Annotated in this window: 12 protein-coding genes and 1 pseudogene; 2 read left to right on the top strand and 11 right to left on the bottom strand. The window is 64.5% G+C overall.

The genetic code is table 11. The features are described 5' to 3' along the window. Nucleotides 1-33: 33 nt before the first annotated feature. The 8 genes and pseudogenes from THL1_RS23390 to THL1_RS23360 all read right to left on the bottom strand — a co-directional run bounded on the left by THL1_RS23390 (nt 34) and on the right by THL1_RS23360 (nt 11,909). Complete coding sequence (locus tag THL1_RS23390; RefSeq protein WP_069085469.1) at nt 34-3,087, bottom strand: multidrug efflux RND transporter permease subunit; 3,054 nt, start codon at nt 3,085-3,087, stop codon at nt 34-36. Between the two features lie 23 nt (nt 3,088-3,110). Then, on the bottom strand, nt 3,111-4,265 hold the full coding sequence (locus THL1_RS23385; RefSeq protein ID WP_069085468.1) for an efflux RND transporter periplasmic adaptor subunit: 1,155 nt from the start codon (nt 4,263-4,265) through the stop codon (nt 3,111-3,113). 242 nt (nt 4,266-4,507) lie between these two features. Beyond that, entirely contained in the window at nt 4,508-5,212 is a 705-nt protein-coding gene (locus tag THL1_RS31470) for a methyl-accepting chemotaxis protein (protein WP_414703764.1), read from the bottom strand. 228 nt (nt 5,213-5,440) lie between these two features. Then, nucleotides 5,441-5,551, bottom strand: a pseudogene (locus THL1_RS31465) (hypothetical protein); the annotation flags it as partial. A 1,132-nt stretch (nt 5,552-6,683) separates the two neighbouring features. Then, nucleotides 6,684-7,778 (bottom strand): DUF1513 domain-containing protein, encoded by a 1,095-nt coding sequence (locus THL1_RS23375; protein ID WP_069085466.1) that lies wholly within the window; start codon nt 7,776-7,778, stop codon nt 6,684-6,686. Nucleotide 7,779: 1 nt separating this feature from the next. After that, nucleotides 7,780-8,844 (bottom strand): imelysin family protein, encoded by a 1,065-nt coding sequence (locus tag THL1_RS23370; RefSeq protein ID WP_069085465.1) that lies wholly within the window; start codon nt 8,842-8,844, stop codon nt 7,780-7,782. 10 nt (nt 8,845-8,854) lie between these two features. Further along, nucleotides 8,855-10,285: a di-heme oxidoredictase family protein gene (locus THL1_RS23365; protein ID WP_069085464.1), complete on the bottom strand. Its 1,431-nt coding sequence runs from the start codon at nt 10,283-10,285 to the stop codon at nt 8,855-8,857. 289 nt (nt 10,286-10,574) lie between these two features. After that, on the bottom strand, nt 10,575-11,909 hold the full coding sequence (locus THL1_RS23360; protein ID WP_069085463.1) for an imelysin family protein: 1,335 nt from the start codon (nt 11,907-11,909) through the stop codon (nt 10,575-10,577). A gap of 199 nt (nt 11,910-12,108) precedes the next feature. Between THL1_RS23360 and THL1_RS23355 the strand changes: the two genes are divergently transcribed. After that, entirely contained in the window at nt 12,109-12,681 is a 573-nt protein-coding gene (locus tag THL1_RS23355) for a LemA family protein (RefSeq protein WP_069085462.1), read from the top strand. A 1-nt stretch (nt 12,682) separates the two neighbouring features. Beyond that, nucleotides 12,683-13,588 carry a GIDE domain-containing protein gene (locus THL1_RS23350; RefSeq protein WP_069085461.1) on the top strand — a complete coding sequence of 302 codons (906 nt, stop codon included), beginning with the start codon at nt 12,683-12,685 and terminating at the stop codon, nt 13,586-13,588. Nucleotides 13,589-13,696: 108 nt separating this feature from the next. On the opposite strand, the gene THL1_RS23345 is transcribed toward THL1_RS23350, so the two are convergent. The 3 genes from THL1_RS23345 to THL1_RS23335 all read right to left on the bottom strand — a co-directional run bounded on the left by THL1_RS23345 (nt 13,697) and on the right by THL1_RS23335 (nt 17,440). Further along, nucleotides 13,697-15,763, bottom strand: coding sequence for a putative bifunctional diguanylate cyclase/phosphodiesterase (locus THL1_RS23345; RefSeq protein WP_069085460.1), 2,067 nt, complete (start codon nt 15,761-15,763; stop codon nt 13,697-13,699). Nucleotides 15,764-16,050: 287 nt separating this feature from the next. Beyond that, nucleotides 16,051-16,632, bottom strand: a complete 582-nt coding sequence (locus THL1_RS23340; RefSeq protein ID WP_069085459.1) for a superoxide dismutase — start codon at nt 16,630-16,632, stop codon at nt 16,051-16,053. Between the two features lie 205 nt (nt 16,633-16,837). Further along, nucleotides 16,838-17,440 (bottom strand): LysE/ArgO family amino acid transporter, encoded by a 603-nt coding sequence (locus THL1_RS23335; RefSeq protein ID WP_069085458.1) that lies wholly within the window; start codon nt 17,438-17,440, stop codon nt 16,838-16,840.

Here is a 17,440-nt window from a genome sequence, read left to right as displayed (position 1 = left end):
ACCGGGTCGGGGCTTTTCTCGTCACAACAACGCTCAGTGACTGGTCGCCACCTGTTCGTTCGTCTGCAACTCCTGCTTCGCCAGCAGCGTGTAGACGCAAGGCAGGACGAAGAGGGTGAAGAGCGTGCCGATGGACATGCCGGTGGCAATCACCAGGCCGATGTCGAAGCGGCTGACCGCGCCGGCGCCGGTGGCGAAGATCAGCGGCACCATGCCGAACACCATCGCCGCAGTGGTCATCAGTACCGGGCGCAGACGGATGGCCGCGGCTTCCTCCACGGCTTCGCGGGCGTTCAGGCCTTTCTCCCGACGCAACTGGTTGGCGAACTCCACGATCAGGATGCCGTGCTTGCTGATCAGGCCGATCAGCGTCACCAGGCCCACCTGGGTGTAGATGTTCATGCTCGACCAGCCGAGGAACAGCGGGATCAACGCACCGCAGATGGACAGAGGCACCGTCACCAGGATCACCAGCGGGTCGCGGAAGCTCTCGAACTGCGCCGCCAGCACCAGGAAGATGATCGCCAGCGCCAGGGCGAAGGTCACGTAGAGCGCGCTGCCTTCCTGCACATACTGGCGCGAGGCGCCAGCGAAGTCGAAGCCGTATCCGCGCGGCGCCTCTTCGCGAGCGATCTGGGTCACGGTGTCGATGGCCTCGCCCATGCTCACCAGCGGGAAGCCCTCGATGATCGCCGAGTTCAGCTGCTGGAACTGCTTCAGGCGGGTCGGCCGGGCGCTGTCATGCACGCTGATCAGCGTCGACAGGGGCACCATGTCACCGCTTTCGCTCTTCACGTAGTAGTTGCTCAGCCAGCCCGGGTTGTCCCGGTAGGGGCGTTCCACCTGGGCGATCACCTTGTAGCTGCGGCCGTCGATGGTGAAGCGGTTGATCTCGCCTTCGCCGAGCAGGATGGCCAGGGTCGAGCCGAGGTCTTCCATGGACACACCCATCTGGGCCGCTTTCTCGCGGTCGATCTCTACCACCACTTCCGGCTTGTCAAACGCCAGGTCGACGTTGAGGAAGGCGAACTTGCCCGACTCCAAGGCACGCGCCTTGATGCGTTCGGTCACCTGTAGCAGCGACTCGTAGTCGTTGGGTGTGTTGAGCACGAACTGGAAGGGCAGGCCTTCACCCGTACCCGGCAGCGACGGCAGGTTGAAGCCGAAGATTTGCAATCCCGGAATCTGGTTGAGCTTGGCCTGGACCTCGTGCAGCAGCTCCATCTGGGTGCGCTCGCGTTCGTCCCAGGGCGTCAGCAGAAAGCCGCCGATACCGGACTGCACGCCATCGAAGCCGTTGATCTGGAACGACGAGTAATACTCGGGGAACGCCTTGAAGATTTTCACGAACTCTTCGGTGTAGGTGTTCAGGTAGTCCAAGTTGGTGGGCTGTGGCGCCTTGGCCATGATGAAGACGATGCCCTGGTCTTCGTCCGGGGCCAGCTCGCTCTTGGTGAACTTCAGCAGCACCGGGATCAGGCAGAGCACGATGATCGCGAACACGACCACCACCGGGCGGGTGTTCAGGGTGCCGTGCAGGGCGCGCTGATAACGCTGCTTGAGGCGGTCGAAGATCATGTCCAGGCGGTGTGCCAGGCCCGACGGGTTCTCTTCGTGGCGCAGCAGCTTGGAGCACATCATCGGCGACAGGGTCAGCGCGACGATGCCGGAGATGATCACCGCACCGGCCAGGGTTAGGGCAAACTCGCGGAACAGCGCACCCGTCAGACCTTCGAGGAAGCCGATGGGGGCGTAGACCGCCGCCAGGGTGATGGTCATGGAGATCACCGGCACGGCGATTTCTCGGGCTCCCTCGATTGCCGCGTCGAAGGGGGTCTTGCCCTCCTCGATGTGACGGTGGATGTTCTCGACAACGACGATGGCGTCGTCCACCACCAGGCCGATGGCGAGCACCATGGCCAACAGCGTCAGCAGGTTGATGGAGTAGCCCATCAGCTGCATGAAGAACAGCACGCCGATCATCGACAGCGGGATGGTGATCACCGGGATGAGCACCGAGCGGAAGGCGCCGAGGAACAGGAAGACGACCACGATCACGATCAGCACCGCCTCGACCAGGGTCTTCACCACCTCGTCGATGGAGGCCTGGATGAACCGCGTGGCGTCGTAGGCGATGGAGACCTTCAGGTTCGGCGGTAGCTGGGATTCCAGCTCCGGCATGATGGCGCGCACGTGCTTGATCACGTCCAGCGGGTTGGCGCTGGGTGTGCCCTTGATGCCGATGTAGACCGAGGGAATGCCGTCGAACGAGCTGATGGAGTCGTAGTTCTCCGCGCCCATTTCCACCCGCGCGATATCACGCACCAGAATCCGGCTGTCGCCGACCGTCCTAACCGGAATGGCGCCGAAGGCTTCGGGCGACTTGAGGTCGGTGGTGGCGTTGATGCTGGTCACCACGTACTGGCCCTTCACCTCGCCGGCGGCGGAGAGGAAGTTGTACTTGCGCACGGCATCGTTGACGTCGTTGGCGGTGACGCCATAGGCGGCCATGCGCATCGGGTCCAGCCACAGACGCATGGCGAAGACCTGGTTGCCGAGGATTTCCGCCTCGGCCATGCCTGGCAGGGTGGCCAGCTTGGGCTGGATCACGCGCGACAGATAGTCGGTGATCTGCGGGTTGGACAACTCGTCGCTGTAGAAGCTGATGTACATCAGCGCCGAGGCGTCAGCCGCTTCCTTGGACAGCACCGGGTCTTCGGCGTCCTGCGGTAGCTGGTTCTTCACCTCGTTGGCCTTGGCCAGCAGCTCGGTGAAGAGGCGGTCGGAGTTGGCGCCAATGCGCGCGTAAATCTGGATGACCGACATGTTCTGCTGGCTCGACGACGTCATGTAGTCGATGCCTTCGGCACTGGCCAGGCTCTGCTGCAGCGGCTGGGTGATGTAACCCTGGATGGTCTCGGCGTTGGCGCCCGGGTAGGCGGTGGTCACCGTGATCAGGGCGTTTTCCATCTGCGGGTACTGGCGGATCACCAGCTTGCTGAAGGCCTGGAAGCCCAGCAGCACGATCAGCAGGCTGACCACGGTCGCCAGTACCGGGCGACGGATGAAAGGATCTGTGAAAGCCATGTTCCGTTCCTTCGCGCGAGCGCTTATTGCTGGGCGCGGGCTTGGTTATCCGGTTTGGTGGCCTGGGGCTGGTCGGGCACGATGGCAACGTGGGAACCGTTATCCAGCTTGAGCTGGCCGGACGTCACCACTTGCTCGCCGACTTCCAGGCCCTTCAGCACCACGACCTTGCCGTCACGGCGCTCGCCGGTTTCGACGAAGCGGCGCTCCACCACCAGCTGAGGCTGGCCGTCCTGGCCTTTGTCGATCTGGCCTTCGGCATTCTGCTTCTCGCTGATCACGTACACCGAGTTGCCATAGAGGGTGTAGGTGATGGCGGTCTCCGGGACTACGATGCGTTCCTGCTCGCCGGGCAGCAGCACTTCCAGGTTGGCGAACATGCCCGGCAGCAGCTTGCCCTCGGGGTTCTGCAGAACTGCGCGGACCTGCAGGTTGCGGGTGCTTTCCTCGACCTTGGGGTTGAGTGCAGCCACGTCGCCTTCGAAATACTCGCCCGGATACGCCGCGACACTGATGCGTACCTTCTGGCCCACGGCCAGCAGCGGGGCGGACTGTTCCGGCAGGAAGAAGTCCACGAACAGCGTGTTCAGGTCCTGCAGGGTGGCGATGGTGGTGCCGGAGGAGAGGAAGTCGCCCACGTCTACCTGGCGGATGCCGATGGTGCCGGAGAAGGGCGCGATGATGCGCTTCTTGGCCAGCAGTGCCTTGAGCTGCGCGACCTTGCCAGAGGCGGCCTGGAGCTCCGAAGACAGGCGGTCGAACTCGCTCTTGGAGATGTTCTGCCGGCTGACTAGGCTGCGTCCGCGCTGGAACTCCACCTGTGCCAGCGACAGCTCGGCCTCGGCGGTGGCCAGGCTGGCGCGCTCGACATCGCTGTCCATCTGGATCAGCGGCTGGCCCAGCTTGATTTTCTCGCCGGAGAGGAAGAGCACGTCCTGAACGGTGCCGCTGGCTTCAACGGTCAGGTCGACCCCCTGGAAGGCTTTCAGCGAGCCGATGGCGGGCAGGCGCCTTTGCCAGGGCTGCTCGACGGCCTTTTCGGCGGAGACGCTGATGGGCGGCTGGGGCGCAGAGAACTGCTGGACCTGCTGATAGATCGAGAAGCCTTTATAGGCGGCAAGGGCGAGCACCACGAGGGTAACCATGCCCAGCATGATGAGCATGCGGCGGAGCAACATATTCCGGTTCCTTGGCTGGGAAAAAAGAGGCCTGGGAATAGGCGAGTCAAGCACCTTAGTGCCAGATTTAGACCAAGTCAAAGACAAGAAATTGCAGAACGTTGCTTTCAGGGAAGTAGTCGAAATCTGGCGTTGCGGATCGACGGAGATCGCGAGATTTTGCGCCATTTCCCCTTGCGGGAGCCTGGCCTTTTCTGATTAGCGGACCAGGGGTGACGGCACGTCCCTGTGCCGTCAGCCAGTCAGTCGTGGAGGCGCGCCGTCAGTTGGTTGAGGTCGCTGGAAAGGCCGTGCAGGTGGTGGCTGGCGCCCTGGGTGCGTTGCACATTGCCTTCGTTGGTGGTGGCGATGGCGGTGATCTCGGTGAGGTTGCGCGAGATGTCCTCGGCCACGGACGTCTGTTCTTCCGCAGCCGTGGCAATCTGCCGGTTCATGTCACGAATGGCCTCCACAGCGTCGGTGATGCGTTGCAGCATCGCGCCGGCCTCGGTGACCTGGGCCACGCTTTCCTCACTGCGGCTCTGGCCGCTCTCGATGGCGCGCACGGCGTTCAGCGCGCCGGTCTGCACGGTGTCGATGATCTGGTGGATCTCCGCGGTGGACTCGGCGGTGCGCTGAGCCAGGGTGCGCACCTCATCGGCCACGACGGCAAAACCGCGGCCCTGGTCGCCGGCGCGGGCGGCTTCGATGGCGGCGTTCAGGGCCAGCAGGTTGGTCTGCTCAGCAATGCCACGGATCACTTCGAGCACCTTGCCGATGCGGCCGCTGTCGCTTTCCAGGCGACGGATCACCTCTGCGGTGTTGGCGATCTCGCTGCGCATGCCGGTGATGCTGTGGATGGTTGCCTGCATCACGGCGCCGCCCTGCTGCGCCGAATGATCGGCTTGGTCGGCAGCGCCAGCGGCTTCGGCGGCGTGGCGTGCGACTTCCTGGGCGGTGGCGGACATCTCGTGCATGGCGGTGGCCACCTGGTCGGTGCGGGAGAACTGTTCGCGGGTGCCTTCGGCCATCAGGCTGGCGATGGCGTTGAGTTCGCCGCTGGCGTTGTCCAGCTGGGCGGTACTCTGCTTGAGGCGGTTGAAGGTATCGGCGAGGAAATCGCGCAGGGTGTTGGCGGCCACGGCCAGGCGGCCGAGTTCGTCCTGGCGCCTGGCGTCCACGCGCTGGCCGAAATTGCCTTGGGCGAGTTGCGCGATGTGCTCGATCAGTGAGCTGATGGGAGCAATCAGGTTGCGGTTGATCAGCCACAGGCTGAACAGCCCGATGCCGAGGCTCGACAGCAACATGACCAGGATGCCCAGGTTCACTGTGCTGTCGGCGCTGGCGCTGATGGCTTCGGACTGTTGGCTGCCACGCGCGTGGAGTTCGGCGACCAGGGCACTCATCTGCTCGCTGGCGGCGCGGTCGATGCCCTTGACCGCGTTATCCCCTGCGACCGGATCGGCGCCCGCCGCGACGAATGCGTCGCGACCCTTGCGGTAGGCGATGCCGAGATTGCGGTGCTCGTTACGCAGGGTTTCCACCTTGGCCTTCAGGGTGCTGTCATCCAGTGCAGTGGCCTTGTCCAGCAGCTTGCCGAGCACGGCCTGGACCTTGGCTTCTTGGCCCTCGAACTGGCTCCAGTATTTGTTCAGGTTTTCCGGAGCCTTGCCGCGCAGGAGCACGTTCTTCCATTCCTGAACCTGCACCTTGAACTCGAGGTTGGCCTCATCCACAAGGCTTGATGCCTCAAGCGTGCCGTCGACCAGAGAGCGGTAGGACTGGATGCCACCGGACAAGAAGTGGATACAGGCCAGGGCAATCAGCAGTAGAAGGGCCAGGCTTCCGCCGAGCAGGGTGAGGATCTGGCCACGCAAGGAGCGTTGCAGAGACATGGTGTTGCGCCTCTTGGAATGGAAAGGGATGTCGGCTCTCTACCAGATAAATGTTGCAGTTGTGAGATGGCCGGCGGGGCGCGTTGATGCACGTCGGGCAGGCATTCACCTGGTCGGCACGGCGAGATGCCGCTGAAGGGGCGAACGAGGGATTTCGTGGGGGTACGCAAGTGGCCGGAAGCTCGTGCTGGCCTTGGTTTTGCGCGGTAGTCGGAGCGGGAAAGCTTGTTGTTGGCGCTTGTCCTGTGGGAGCGAATTCATTTGAGCGTGGGAAACCACATCCTGCGGACGTGGTCATGAATCACCGGCTCTGCCTGTGACGATTCGAGTCAGCGAACCAGCAGGATGCTGCCGGTCCCGTAGGGTGCGCCGCGCGCACCGGGAGACAGGCTCGGAGTCGCCACCATCGCCGCGGTGCGCATGGCGCACCCTACTGTTGGGCATGGTGGCGGAGATCAGCTGGGTGCTGCGTGTGAAGATGGCCCCCTTATAGGGGGCAAACACAACTCGCGAATGAATTCCCCACCGGAAAAACCTTGGGCCATCAGGCCAGGTGCAGGTGGTTGTCCCAGAAGCTCGCCGGCAGTTGCAGCGGGGTGGCGGTGAACTGCTTACCGCGGCAGTCGTACAGGCGGCAGCGGCCCTGGCCGGAGGTGACCACGAAGCCGTCTTTCACCGCGCCGACGCCGGCGCAGTCCGGCAGGGGGGCGTCCAGGCGCACGGCGCCGCTGTCCAGGTCCCAGATGAAGAAGCGGTTGCCGCGCGGCGCGGTCAGGGCCACCAGGCGCAGTTCGTTGTGGATGGCGACGCTGGCGGTGTACTGGACCATGGCCAGGCGTTGTTCGTCCTCCAGCGGGAAGGGCTGGAACGGCTGGCCAGGGCGCTTGATGGCGAGCAGGTCGGCGCGGTCGGTGGCGTCGCCCATGTACTGCTGGCCGGCAACGATGGTGCCGTCCGCGCCGATGGCCAGGTGGCGGACGCTGTTCATCTGCTGCGGCAGGGTCTCCTTGGACACCAGGCTGCCGTCGCGGCGCATCAGCACCAGGCTTGGCTCCATGGCGTCGAGGTTCATCTCCACCCGGCTTTCCGCCTCGGTACGAATGCCACCATTGGCCACCACCAGGGTTTCGCCATCGGGCATCCACGAGACCTGGTGCGGGCCCAGGCCGTGGGTGGAGATTTCACCCTGGTGGATGAGCAGTCCGTCCTGATAGCGGTAGCGGCCGAGCACGCCACGACCGGGGTCGGTGGTGTCGTTCTCGGTGGTGTAGAGCCATTCGCCATCCTTGTGGAACACGCCGTGGCCATAGAAATGGCGGTCTTTCTGTGAGACCAGGGTTTGCAGCAGGCGGCCGTCGCGCAGATCGACCAGGTAGCTTTCGGTGCCCGGACGACGGGCGACGAAGAGTGCCACTGGCTCACTGGGATGTTCGACGATGTCGTGGCAGCGCTGGGCGACACGAGTGGCGAACACCTGGGTGCCATCCAGGCGATAGCCCACGGCGTAGTGCTGACCGTCGGCGTCGTCGCGGGCGGAGAGCAGCAGGGGCGAGCCGCCCTTGCGGGTCAGGGTCCAGCCGCCCAGGCCGACGGCACCGAGCAGCAGGCTGGCGAGAGCGAGCACCTGGCGACGAAGCATCTTAGTCACCGTCGTTGGCGTTGAAGCCGAGCTGAACGTTCAGGGCCTTGGCCAGTTCGCCGGAATGCAGGCGTTGCAGGCGGTCCAGGCTGTCGTAGAAGTCGTTGAGGCGCTTCAGGCCCTCTTCGCTGGCCAGCAGTTCGCTCAGGGGCTTTTCGAGGGCTTCGAGCTTGCCACGTGTTTCGGCGTAGGCGGCGTCGATCTTCTCGGCCAGGGCCTTCTGGTCGTCGCCCAACAGGCTGCGGATGCCGTGCTTGTCCACGCCCAGCCAGAGGCTCTCGGCGCTGGCCAGGCTGGCGCCCAGGCTGGCCAGGGAGGAATCGCTGCGCCAGCCGTCGGCCTGCAGCGGTTGCGGCTGGCTCTTGGTCTGGCGGCCCATGGGCGTGCCGAGCTTCTTCTTCAGGGTATCCAGCGCGGTGACCTGGACCCGCAGCAGCTCGGAAATCGCTTCATGGGAATCGGCATAGCGCTGGTTGGGGAACTTGCTCAGTTGGTCGAGCATGCCGTCCTTGCTGTTCCAGCGCGCGAGGATTTCCTCGGCCAGGCCCTTCTGGCGCTCGCCGATGGCTTCCAGCAGCGGGCAGTAGCGGGACTTCTGGGCGCCGTCGGCCATGTCCAGGTTGCTGTCGAAGAGGATGTACTCGTAAGCGGAAAGCCCCTGGACCACGACGCTGGCCTTGGCCAGGGCGGCGGCGTCCACCTGCGGCTGGGCCTTGACCAGTTGCTCCACCTGACGGCCGACCAGATTCTTCTTGTCCGGCCAGAACTGCACCTGCCAGGCACGGTTGCCTTCAGCCAGAGGGCCGACCATCAAGGGCTGCAGCTCGGCCCAGGCTTTCTGCGCTTTGATGAAGTCCGCGCGGGCCTTGGCCAGGTCTTCCTTGCCGGAGCAGAAGGCCAGGGCGCTGGCCGCGAGCTGGCGGTCCGCATCTACCCAGCGGCTGTAGGCCGGCAGAATCACTTGCTTGGCCAGGGCCGAGGCGGTCTGCGCCTGCGGGTCCTGAGGGGCGCAAGCGCCCAGGGCCAGGGCGGCGAGGCTGGTGAACAGCAGTTTGGGGCGGAACATGCGGGGCTCCTTACAGGGAATTCAGGAAAGCCAGCAGCGCGGCACGCTGCCCGGCATCGTATTGGAGGACTTTCTGCTTCGCCGTTTCGGCTTCACCGCCGTGCCAGAGGATGGCTTCCAGCAGGTTGCGTGCGCGGCCGTCGTGCAGGAACTGGGTGTGGCCGGTCACCGCTTCGGTGAGGCCGATGCCCCAGAGCGGCGGCGTGCGCCAGTCGCGGCCACCCGCCTGGAACTCGGCGCGGCCGTCGGCCAGGCCATCGCCCATGTCGTGGAGCAGCAGGTCGCTGTAGGGGCGAATCACCTGATTGGCCAACTCGGGTTCGGCGGCGTCGGCCGCGGTGGTGAAACTGGGGGTGTGACACGCCTGGCAACCGGCCTGGTGGAACAGGCCCTTGCCATCCAGCACCTGCGGATCGTCCACCTGGCGCCGGGCCGGTACGGCCAGGTTGCGGGTGTAGAACAGCACGAGGGACAGGATGTTGTCGCTGACCTCCGGTTCGCCGCCATTCACGGCTGCCTTGCAGGCGGTCTGCGCCGCTGTGCAATCGTCCTTCGGCAACGGCGTGGTGGTCAGGCCCATATCACCAGAGAAGGCGTGAAAATTCTGTTGATTCAGGTTTGGCTGGCCGGCTTTCCAGCCGAAGCGGCCCAGTACGGTCTTGCCGGCGACATCGTCCCAGACCCGGTTGGGGCGGCCACGGACGCCGTCGCCATCCGCATCGTCCGGGTCGGTGTTGGCCAGGATGGCGGTTTCAGGAATGGCTTCCAGCAGGCCCAGGCCGATCATGGGCGGCGCGACGCGGGCGGAGAACAGGGTATCCGGGTGCATCGGGCCATAGCCGAGCCGGGTGATCGCAAGAAGCGGTTTGCGCAACTCGACTGCAGTGCCGTCGGCAAAGGTCACTGGCACCGGCTCGTAGCTGACCCGCACCTTGCCTTCGGGGGCGACGCCGGGAATCGACACGTCCTGCAGCTGGCCGCCATACACCGGCTCCGGCACCACGCCCAGGCGCTCCAGCTGGCGCGCGTGTTCGGCCGACGCATCAGCTGGGATCGACAGGCGCACCAGCATCGACACCGCGTTGTTCGCGCCGGGAGCGGGCGGGTGGCCGCGGCCATCCTTCACGTGGCAGTTCTGGCAGGCGTTGGTGTTGAACAGCGGGCCCAGCCCGTCACGCGCCGTGGTGGTGGCGGGCGCGATCACCCAGGGATTGCGAAAAAAGCTGTTGCCCACGCTGAAGTCCAGCCGGCGCATCGGCGTGAGGTTGGCCGAGGGCATGGAAAACGCGTTCTGGTCGAACTGGCGGACAGTCGCGGCACCACCGGAAAGGTGCTCGCCTGGCTCAGCCTGGGTGAACCGCGGTGCGTCGTCACAGGCACTGATGAGACCCAGGGCCAGCAGCAGGGGCGACAAGCGGCGAAAGGCCTGTGAAGCGGGCATTGGCGGGGTCCGGTCGGCGATAAACAGGCCGGCAAGCTTATCAGGACTGGGATCGCTGAATAAGAGGGATTTGCGTTTGGCTTGCATTCTGGATCCGACTGCAATCGGCATTGTTGTAGGGGCGATTTCAATCGCCAAGCAGGACGAAGTCCTGCCTTGAAGCCGCGCCGGGGCGGCTTCGCCACCCTTGGCGAATGAATTCGCCCCTACAAGGCCCCACCGGAGCCGCAGGCACAAAAAAGCGGATGCGGCACTGGGCCGCATCCGCTTCTGCTTACCGCTGCGTCGATCAGAACTGGTGATCGGCGTTGTCCGGCTTCAGGTCGGTGATGCCGAGCTTGGCAGAGGCCGCTTCGATACCGCCGGTCTGCTTGACCAGGGAGGCGATGGCGTCACGTACCAGTTGTTGGCCGGCGGTGTTATCGGCGGCGATCAGCTGGTCGAAGTGCACGCCCTTGTTGGCGCTGTCCACCAAGGCTTGCAGCTTGCCTTCGGTGGCTTCCAGGTCAGCCTTCAGGGTGGTGTCGGTCTGGGCGTCGATCTTGGCGACCAGGGAAGACAGGCTCGGGCCGGTCAGGGTGGTGCCGTCTACCTTCTTGTACTCGCCCAGGTAGACGTTGCGGATGCCCTTGCCGTTGTAGAAGTGCGAGTTGTGGGTGTTGTCGCTGAAGCAGTCGTGCTCGTCTTCGGTGGAGTTGGCTTCCAGGGCGACTTTCATGCGCTCGCCCGCCAGTTCACCGAGGGACAGGCTGCCCATGCCGAACAGCATCTTGCGCAGGCCGGCTTCAGCCGGTTCGGCTTCTAGCTTGGCGCGGTAGTTGTCGGCAACGCCCGACTTCCACTGGCCAACCATGTATTCCAGGTCGGCAACCAGCAGGTCGGTGGCGGCCTTCAGGTAGGCACGACGACGCTCGTTGTTGCCGCCAGTTGCGCCTTCGCCGACGACGTAGTCGGTGGCGGGACGGTTGCCGGCACCCGGGCCGCTGCCGTTCAGGTCCTGGCCCCAGAGCAGGAACTCGACGGCGTGGTAACCGGTGGCGACGTTGGCTTCGGAACCGCCCAGCTCGTTCAGGCTGGCCAGCTTCTCGCCGGTGATCTCGGTGACGTCGATCTTGTCTTCGCCAACCTGGATGGTGGTGTTGGCGATGATGTTGGCGGTAGCGCCGGGGTTGCCCAGGGCGTGCTGGTAGTCACCGGCGACGTAGTCGATCAGGCCTTCGTCCAGCGGCCAGGCGTTGAGCTGGCCTTCCCAGTCGTCGACCACCGGGTTGCCGAAGCGGAACACTTCGGTCTGCATGTAGGGAGCACGGGCCGCCAGCCAGGCTTCGCGAGCGGCTTTCAGGGTGTCGGCATCGGGCTTGGCGAGGAAGGCGTCAACGGCCTTCTGCAGATTCATGCCGGTGCTGTGGGCATCGGTGAAGACGGCCAGGGCGAGGTCGGCGTAGTGGGCAACGACCTTCTTGGCCTCGGCCTCGTCGACCTTGGCGGTTGCAGCCGGGGCTGCGGCAGTGGCGGCCGGAGCAGCGGCTTGCGGTGCTGCAGCTTCTTTCTTGTCGTCACCGCAACCGGCGAGGGAAATGGCGACGGCGAGCAGGCTGGCGGTGGCCAGGGGCATACGAATCATGTGCGGGGTCCTTTGCTTCTGGGTGATGGCAATGTGAAGTTGCGCAACGGAAACCGACACATAATGCGAAAGATTTTCATTTTTGGAAAGGCCGTTCTCGGGCGTTTTGCAACCCTGTGTGCAAGGTCTCCGCGTTATTGGCCAAACACCATTAGAATCGCCCAAGCCCTGTGCCCCGCAGTCTGAAGGAGAAGCCTGCATGAGCCTTACCAGCGTTGCCCTGATCGTGGTCCTGCTGCTCGCCGCCGCCTATGCGGTGGTTCTCTACAACGCCCTGGTTCGCCTCAAGCACGGCGTGGGCAAGGCCTGGTCGAACATCGAGGTGCTGCTCAAGCAGCGGCATGACGAGTTGCCCAAGCTGGTGGAAACCTGCAAGCAGTACATGCAGCACGAGCGCACCACGCTGGAGCGTGTGATCGCCGCGCGCAATGCCGTGGCCAGTGCCCGCGAAAAGGGCGATATCGGAGCCCTCGGCCAGGCCGAAAGCGGCCTGCGGGCCGGCCTCGGCCAGCTCTTCGCACTGGCGGAGAACTACCCGCAGCTCAAGGCCAACGAGAGCTTCCAGTTCCTCCAGCAGCGCATCAGCGGCCTGGAGAACGGCATCGCCGACCGTCGCGAGCTGTACAACGAGGCGGTGAACCTGAACAACGTGCGCATCGAGCAGTTTCCGGATGTGATCATCGCCGGCCTGTTCGGCTTCAAGGCTGCCGAGCTGCTGGAGTTCAGCGAGGCCGAGAAGGCCGACGTCGACCTCAAGACGCTGTTCGGCTGATATGGCCGTCGATATCGCCGGGTTGGCCATCAGCCTGGGGTTCAGCCTGGGTGCTTTCGCGGGTGGCGGCTGGTGGTGCCTGCGTCGCATGGCGCAGGCGCGGCTGTTGCTGGATACCCCGACCTCGAAGATTCGCTCCGCCGCCCAGGGCTATGTGGAGCTGTACGGCATGCTGCATCCGCAGGGCGACGGTCAGCTCAGCGCGCCGCTGACCGGCACGCCCTGCCTCTGGTGGCGTTACCGCATCGAGGAATACCGCGAGAGTGGCAAGAGCAAGTCGTGGCGCGTCGTGGACAGTGGTGTCAGTGATGCCTGGCTGCGGCTGGCCGACGCGACCGGCGAGTGCCTCATCGATCCGCGTGGCGCCGAAGTGCGCCCCGCCACGCGTCAGGTCTGGACCGGGCATCAGCGTCACCCTCGGGGTGCCATGGTCCCAGGCGGGCTGAGGGGCTGGCTGTCCGGCGGCGAGTACCGCTACACCGAAGAACGCCTGCACGCCAATGAGCCCCTCTATGCCATAGGCGATTTCCGCACCAGCGGCGGCGGTCGTCAGGGGCTGGACCTAGGGTCGGCCCAAGGTGCGGTGATCCGTGAGTGGAAGGGCGATTTCGCCGGCCTGCTGCAGCGTTTCGACAGTAATGGCAACGGTCAGCTGGACGAGGCCGAGTGGGGCCGCGTACGCCTGGCCGCGCAACTGGAGGCCGAGGATCGGCACCGCCACACCAGTGCGGCACCCGCCATGAACCACATGCGTCGTCCGGCGGAGTCCCAGCCGTTCCTGCTGTCCAGCCATGGTGAAGATGTACTCGCCCGGCAGTTCCGTTGGCAGGCACTGCTCGGTGCCGTGCTCTGCGTGGGCGGTGCGGTGGCGACTGTCTACGTACTTCGGGTGACCGGACTCATGTGAGCCCCGGTTCACTCGATGGGTTTCGCTTCGCTCTACCGCATCCTACGAAAGCGGGATAGGGCGGTGCTCCAGTAGGATGGGTAGAGCCTGCGAAACCCATCATTAATGCTAGAGCGTCGCCGGGTTGGACGCCGCGTTGGTCAGTCGCCTGGCCTGCTTGAGGTAGAGCGTGATTTCGCGTGCAGGCAGGGGCTTGCTGTAGAGGTAGCCCTGACCTTCGTTGCAGCCCTGGGCGATGATGTAGGCCTCCTGCTCGGCGGTTTCCACGCCTTCGGCGATCACCTGCATGCCCAGGCTGCGTGCCAGCTGGATGATGGCGCGCACGATGGTGGCGTCGTCTTCGTCTTCCAGTACGTCCTGGACGAAGCTCTTGTCGATCTTGATCTTGTCCAGCGGCAGGCTCTTCAGGTAGCTCAGCGAGGAGTAGCCCGTACCGAAGTCGTCGATTGCGATCAGCGCGCCGGAGCGGCGCAGGCTCAGCAGGTGCTGGGCGGCGGTGGAGATGTCTTCCATCAGACCGGTTTCGGTGACTTCCATTTCCAGGCTGCGCTGGGGCAGGCGGTAGACCTGCAGCAGGTTGTTCACCACCCGCGGCAGCTCGGCATGGTGCAGCTGTACGGTGGACAGGTTGATGGCCATGCGCAGTTCGGAGAAGCCCTGGTCGTGCCATTCGCGTAGCTGCCGGCAGGCCTGGTCCAGCACCCATTCGCCTATGGGGATGATGCAGCCGTTCTGTTCAGCCAGTGGGATGAACAGGTCCGGCGGCACGAAGCCGTGTTGCGGATGCTGCCAGCGCAGCAGGGCTTCGACACCCACGACGCGATGATCGCGGTAATCCACCTGGGGTTGGTAGACAAGGTGCATCTCGCCGCGGTTGAGGGCTTCGCGCAGGTCCTTTTCCAGTTCGCGGCGGCGGCGCATTTCACTGTCGACGCTGGCGATGTAGAACTGGTAGCGATTGCGCGAGCGGCTCTTGGCCAGGGTCATGGTCTGTTCGGCTTTCTGCAGCAGCTTCTCGGTGCTGTCACCGTCCTCCGGGAAGAGGGTGATGCCGATGGTGGCGCGCAGGCGCACCTCCTGCTGCTCCAGGGAGAACGCGACTTCCAGGTCGTCCAGCACGCTCTGGGCCAGTTCGGCGGCCTCGTAGGGCTGCTCGATATCGGCCTGGACCAGGGCGAACTGGTCGCCCCCCAGGCGCGCCAGGGCGCCGAGCCGGCCGCTGTGGCCACGCAGGCGGTCGGCCAGGGCGATCAGCAACTGGTCGCCGGTCTGGTAGCTGAACTGTTCGTTGACGCCCTTGAAATCGTCCAGGCCCACGCAGAGCACCGCGACGCGGCGCTGCAGGCGGCCGGCGTCTTCGAGGATCTGGTCGAGTTGCTGTTGCAGTTGCTGGCGATTGGGCAGGCCGGTGAGGAAGTCATACTGGGCCATGCGCAGCAAGCTGTTCTCGGCTTCGCGGCGCAGGTGGGTATTGCGTTCGATGGAGGCCAGCAGGTCGTTGGCGGTGTTTATCCACAGGCCCAGCTCGTTGCGTTCGTTGCCCTTGAGCATGGGCAGCTTGTGTTCGCTGGGGCGGTCGGGATTGATGCTGGTCAGGTGCTCGATGATCTTCGACAGGGGCTTGGTCAGCAGCCAGTGGTAGACGAGGTAGAGCACCAGGCCCATGGCCAACGCGCGCAGCACGCCAGAGATGAAGATGATGACCGAGCTGGTGACGAAGTCTTCGCCGTAGGGGGCGGTGTCGAGGGTGATGCTGAGGTCGCCGTAGTACTCGCTGTAGGGGCTGCGGCCGACGAGTTGGGTGGTGAAGGTCTGTTCCTTGCCGAGGATGGGGTCGGTCAGCCAGCGGGTGGACAGCTCCATCAGCGGCCGGTCCTTTTCCGCCAGCATGGGCTCGTTGGGATGGCCGATGGAGGCTTGGCGTACCGATTCGTGCTGGAACAGGCCTTCGATCACCTGCATGCCCATCTCGCGATCCAGGCTGTAGACGGCCTGCGTGGAGGGGTCGCGGAACATCCCGAGAATCCGGTTGGCATCGTTGGACACGGCCTGCCGCGTCTTGTATGCGTCGAACACGATCTGCGCACAACTGAGCACCACACCGACTACCAGTGCAGAGAGCAACACCACGCGCAGCAGCTTCAGCGACAAGCTGTGTTTGATATCCAGCTTCAAATGGAGATTCCTTGTTCGATGCCGCCAGGTGTCCAGACGGATGTGAGTATTGGCAAACAGGCACTGGCCGTCAAAGGGCCAGTATGCGAATGCCACCATTCACTCCGGCGTGCCGCTGCCGGTATCCGCTGATTTCACCTTCACCCCTGTTATGTCGGTGCGAACTGGGCCGGGCTTGAGGAGGGGGCCGACAATTTTTCCCTTGTACCGCCACAAGACGACGAACGACGCGCAAAAATGAAGAAACCCGGCGAATGGCCGGGTTTCTCTTAGCGCTGGAGCGGGTCTCAGGCTGCGTAGTTCTTGGCTACGAAGTCCCAGTTGACCAGGTTCCAGAAAGCCTCGACGTACTTCGGACGCAGGTTGCGGTAGTCGATGTAGTAGGCGTGTTCCCAGACGTCGCAGGTCAGCAGCGGGGTGTCGCCGCTGGTCAGCGGGCAGCCTGCGCCGATGGTGCTGGCCAGGGCCAGGGAACCGTCAGCCTTCTTCACCAGCCAGGCCCAGCCGGAGCCGAAGGTGCCAATGGCGGTCTTGGTGAACTCTTCCTTGAACTTGTCGAAGGAACCGAAGGCAGCGTTGATGGCGTCAGCCAGGGCGCCGGTGGGCTGGCCACCGCCGTTGGGCTTCAGACCATTCCAGTAGAAGGTGTGGTTCCAGATCTGGGCTGCGTTGTTGAAGATGCCGCCGGAGGAGGTCTTGATGATCTCTTCCAGGGTCTTGCCTTCGAACTCGGTGCCCGGAACCAGGTTGTTCAGGTTTACCACGTAAGCGTTGTGGTGCTTGCCGTGGTGAAATTCCAGGGTCTCGGCGCTCAGGTACGGCTCGAGGGCATTCTTTTCATACGGCAGCGGCGGCAATTCGAAAGCCATGTCTATCTCCTTCATCAGGTCGGGATTTTTGCGCCAGGCGCGGGGCCGTTCACGGTCGGCCGAAAGTGCGGCTGCGAGTATGTACTCTTTTTGGCCGCGAAGCCCGGATCATAGCACCGGGCTGGGGGCTTAACCACGCAGCAACTGTGTGGAAATGAGGCCCCCGCGTGCACTGGCACGGCCTTCCCATTTGGCTCCCGGAGCGTCAGATACCGTTCACCAGTTGCGCCGCCATGCCGAACATCATCAGCGCCACTGTCAGGTCCAGCAGGCGCCAGGTGGCTGGTCGCGCCAGCCAGGGGGCGAGCCACGCCGCGCCCAGGGCCAGGGCGAAGAACCACACCAGCGAGGCACTGGCCGCGCCCAGGGCGTAGGCACCGGGAACCGTTTGCTGGGCACCCAGGGAGCCGATCAGCAGGACGGTGTCGAGGTAGACGTGCGGGTTGAGCAGGGTCACCGCCAGGGCGGCGAGCAGCACGGCGCGGCGCGAGCGCGGGCCGGCGTCGCCGGACTGGTCCAGGGTGCTGGGACTGAAGGCCCGGCGCAGGGCCTGGATGCCGTACCAGAGCAGGAAAGCGACGCCGCCCCAGCGGGCGATGGCCAGCAGCATCGGGTTCTGCGCCAGCAGGGTGGCCAGGCCGAAGACGCCGGCGCACACCAGGATCGCATCGCACAGCACGCAAAGCGCCGCCACTGGCAGGTGGTGCTCGCGGCGCAGGCTCTGGGCGAGGACGAAGGCGTTCTGGGCGCCGATGGCAATGATCAGGCCGGCGGCCACCAGCACGCCGTTCAGGTAGCTCTGCCACAT

Source organism: Pseudomonas sp. TCU-HL1, from assembly GCF_001708505.1.
In the GTDB taxonomy this organism is placed as follows: Bacteria; Pseudomonadota; Gammaproteobacteria; order Pseudomonadales; family Pseudomonadaceae; genus Metapseudomonas.
This window is presented reverse-complemented; position numbering and strand designations above follow the sequence as displayed.

What these genes read in the sequence shown, in the direction of transcription:
- THL1_RS23390 (WP_069085469.1), bottom strand. Translation starts at nt 3,087, where the DNA reads ATGGCTTTCACAGATCCTTTCATCCGTCGCCCGGTACTGGCGACCGTG.
- THL1_RS23385 (WP_069085468.1), bottom strand. Translation starts at nt 4,265, where the DNA reads ATGTTGCTCCGCCGCATGCTCATCATGCTGGGCATGGTTACCCTCGTG.
- THL1_RS31470 (WP_414703764.1), bottom strand. Translation starts at nt 5,212, where the DNA reads ATGTCCGCCACCGCCCAGGAAGTCGCACGCCACGCCGCCGAAGCCGCT.
- THL1_RS23375 (WP_069085466.1), bottom strand. Translation starts at nt 7,778, where the DNA reads ATGCTTCGTCGCCAGGTGCTCGCTCTCGCCAGCCTGCTGCTCGGTGCC.
- THL1_RS23370 (WP_069085465.1), bottom strand. Translation starts at nt 8,844, where the DNA reads ATGTTCCGCCCCAAACTGCTGTTCACCAGCCTCGCCGCCCTGGCCCTG.
- THL1_RS23365 (WP_069085464.1), bottom strand. Translation starts at nt 10,285, where the DNA reads ATGCCCGCTTCACAGGCCTTTCGCCGCTTGTCGCCCCTGCTGCTGGCC.
- THL1_RS23360 (WP_069085463.1), bottom strand. Translation starts at nt 11,909, where the DNA reads ATGATTCGTATGCCCCTGGCCACCGCCAGCCTGCTCGCCGTCGCCATT.
- THL1_RS23355 (WP_069085462.1), top strand. Translation starts at nt 12,109, where the DNA reads ATGAGCCTTACCAGCGTTGCCCTGATCGTGGTCCTGCTGCTCGCCGCC.
- THL1_RS23350 (WP_069085461.1), top strand. Translation starts at nt 12,683, where the DNA reads ATGGCCGTCGATATCGCCGGGTTGGCCATCAGCCTGGGGTTCAGCCTG.
- THL1_RS23340 (WP_069085459.1), bottom strand. Translation starts at nt 16,632, where the DNA reads ATGGCTTTCGAATTGCCGCCGCTGCCGTATGAAAAGAATGCCCTCGAG.
- THL1_RS23335 (WP_069085458.1), bottom strand. Translation starts at nt 17,440, where the DNA reads ATGTGGCAGAGCTACCTGAACGGCGTGCTGGTGGCCGCCGGCCTGATC.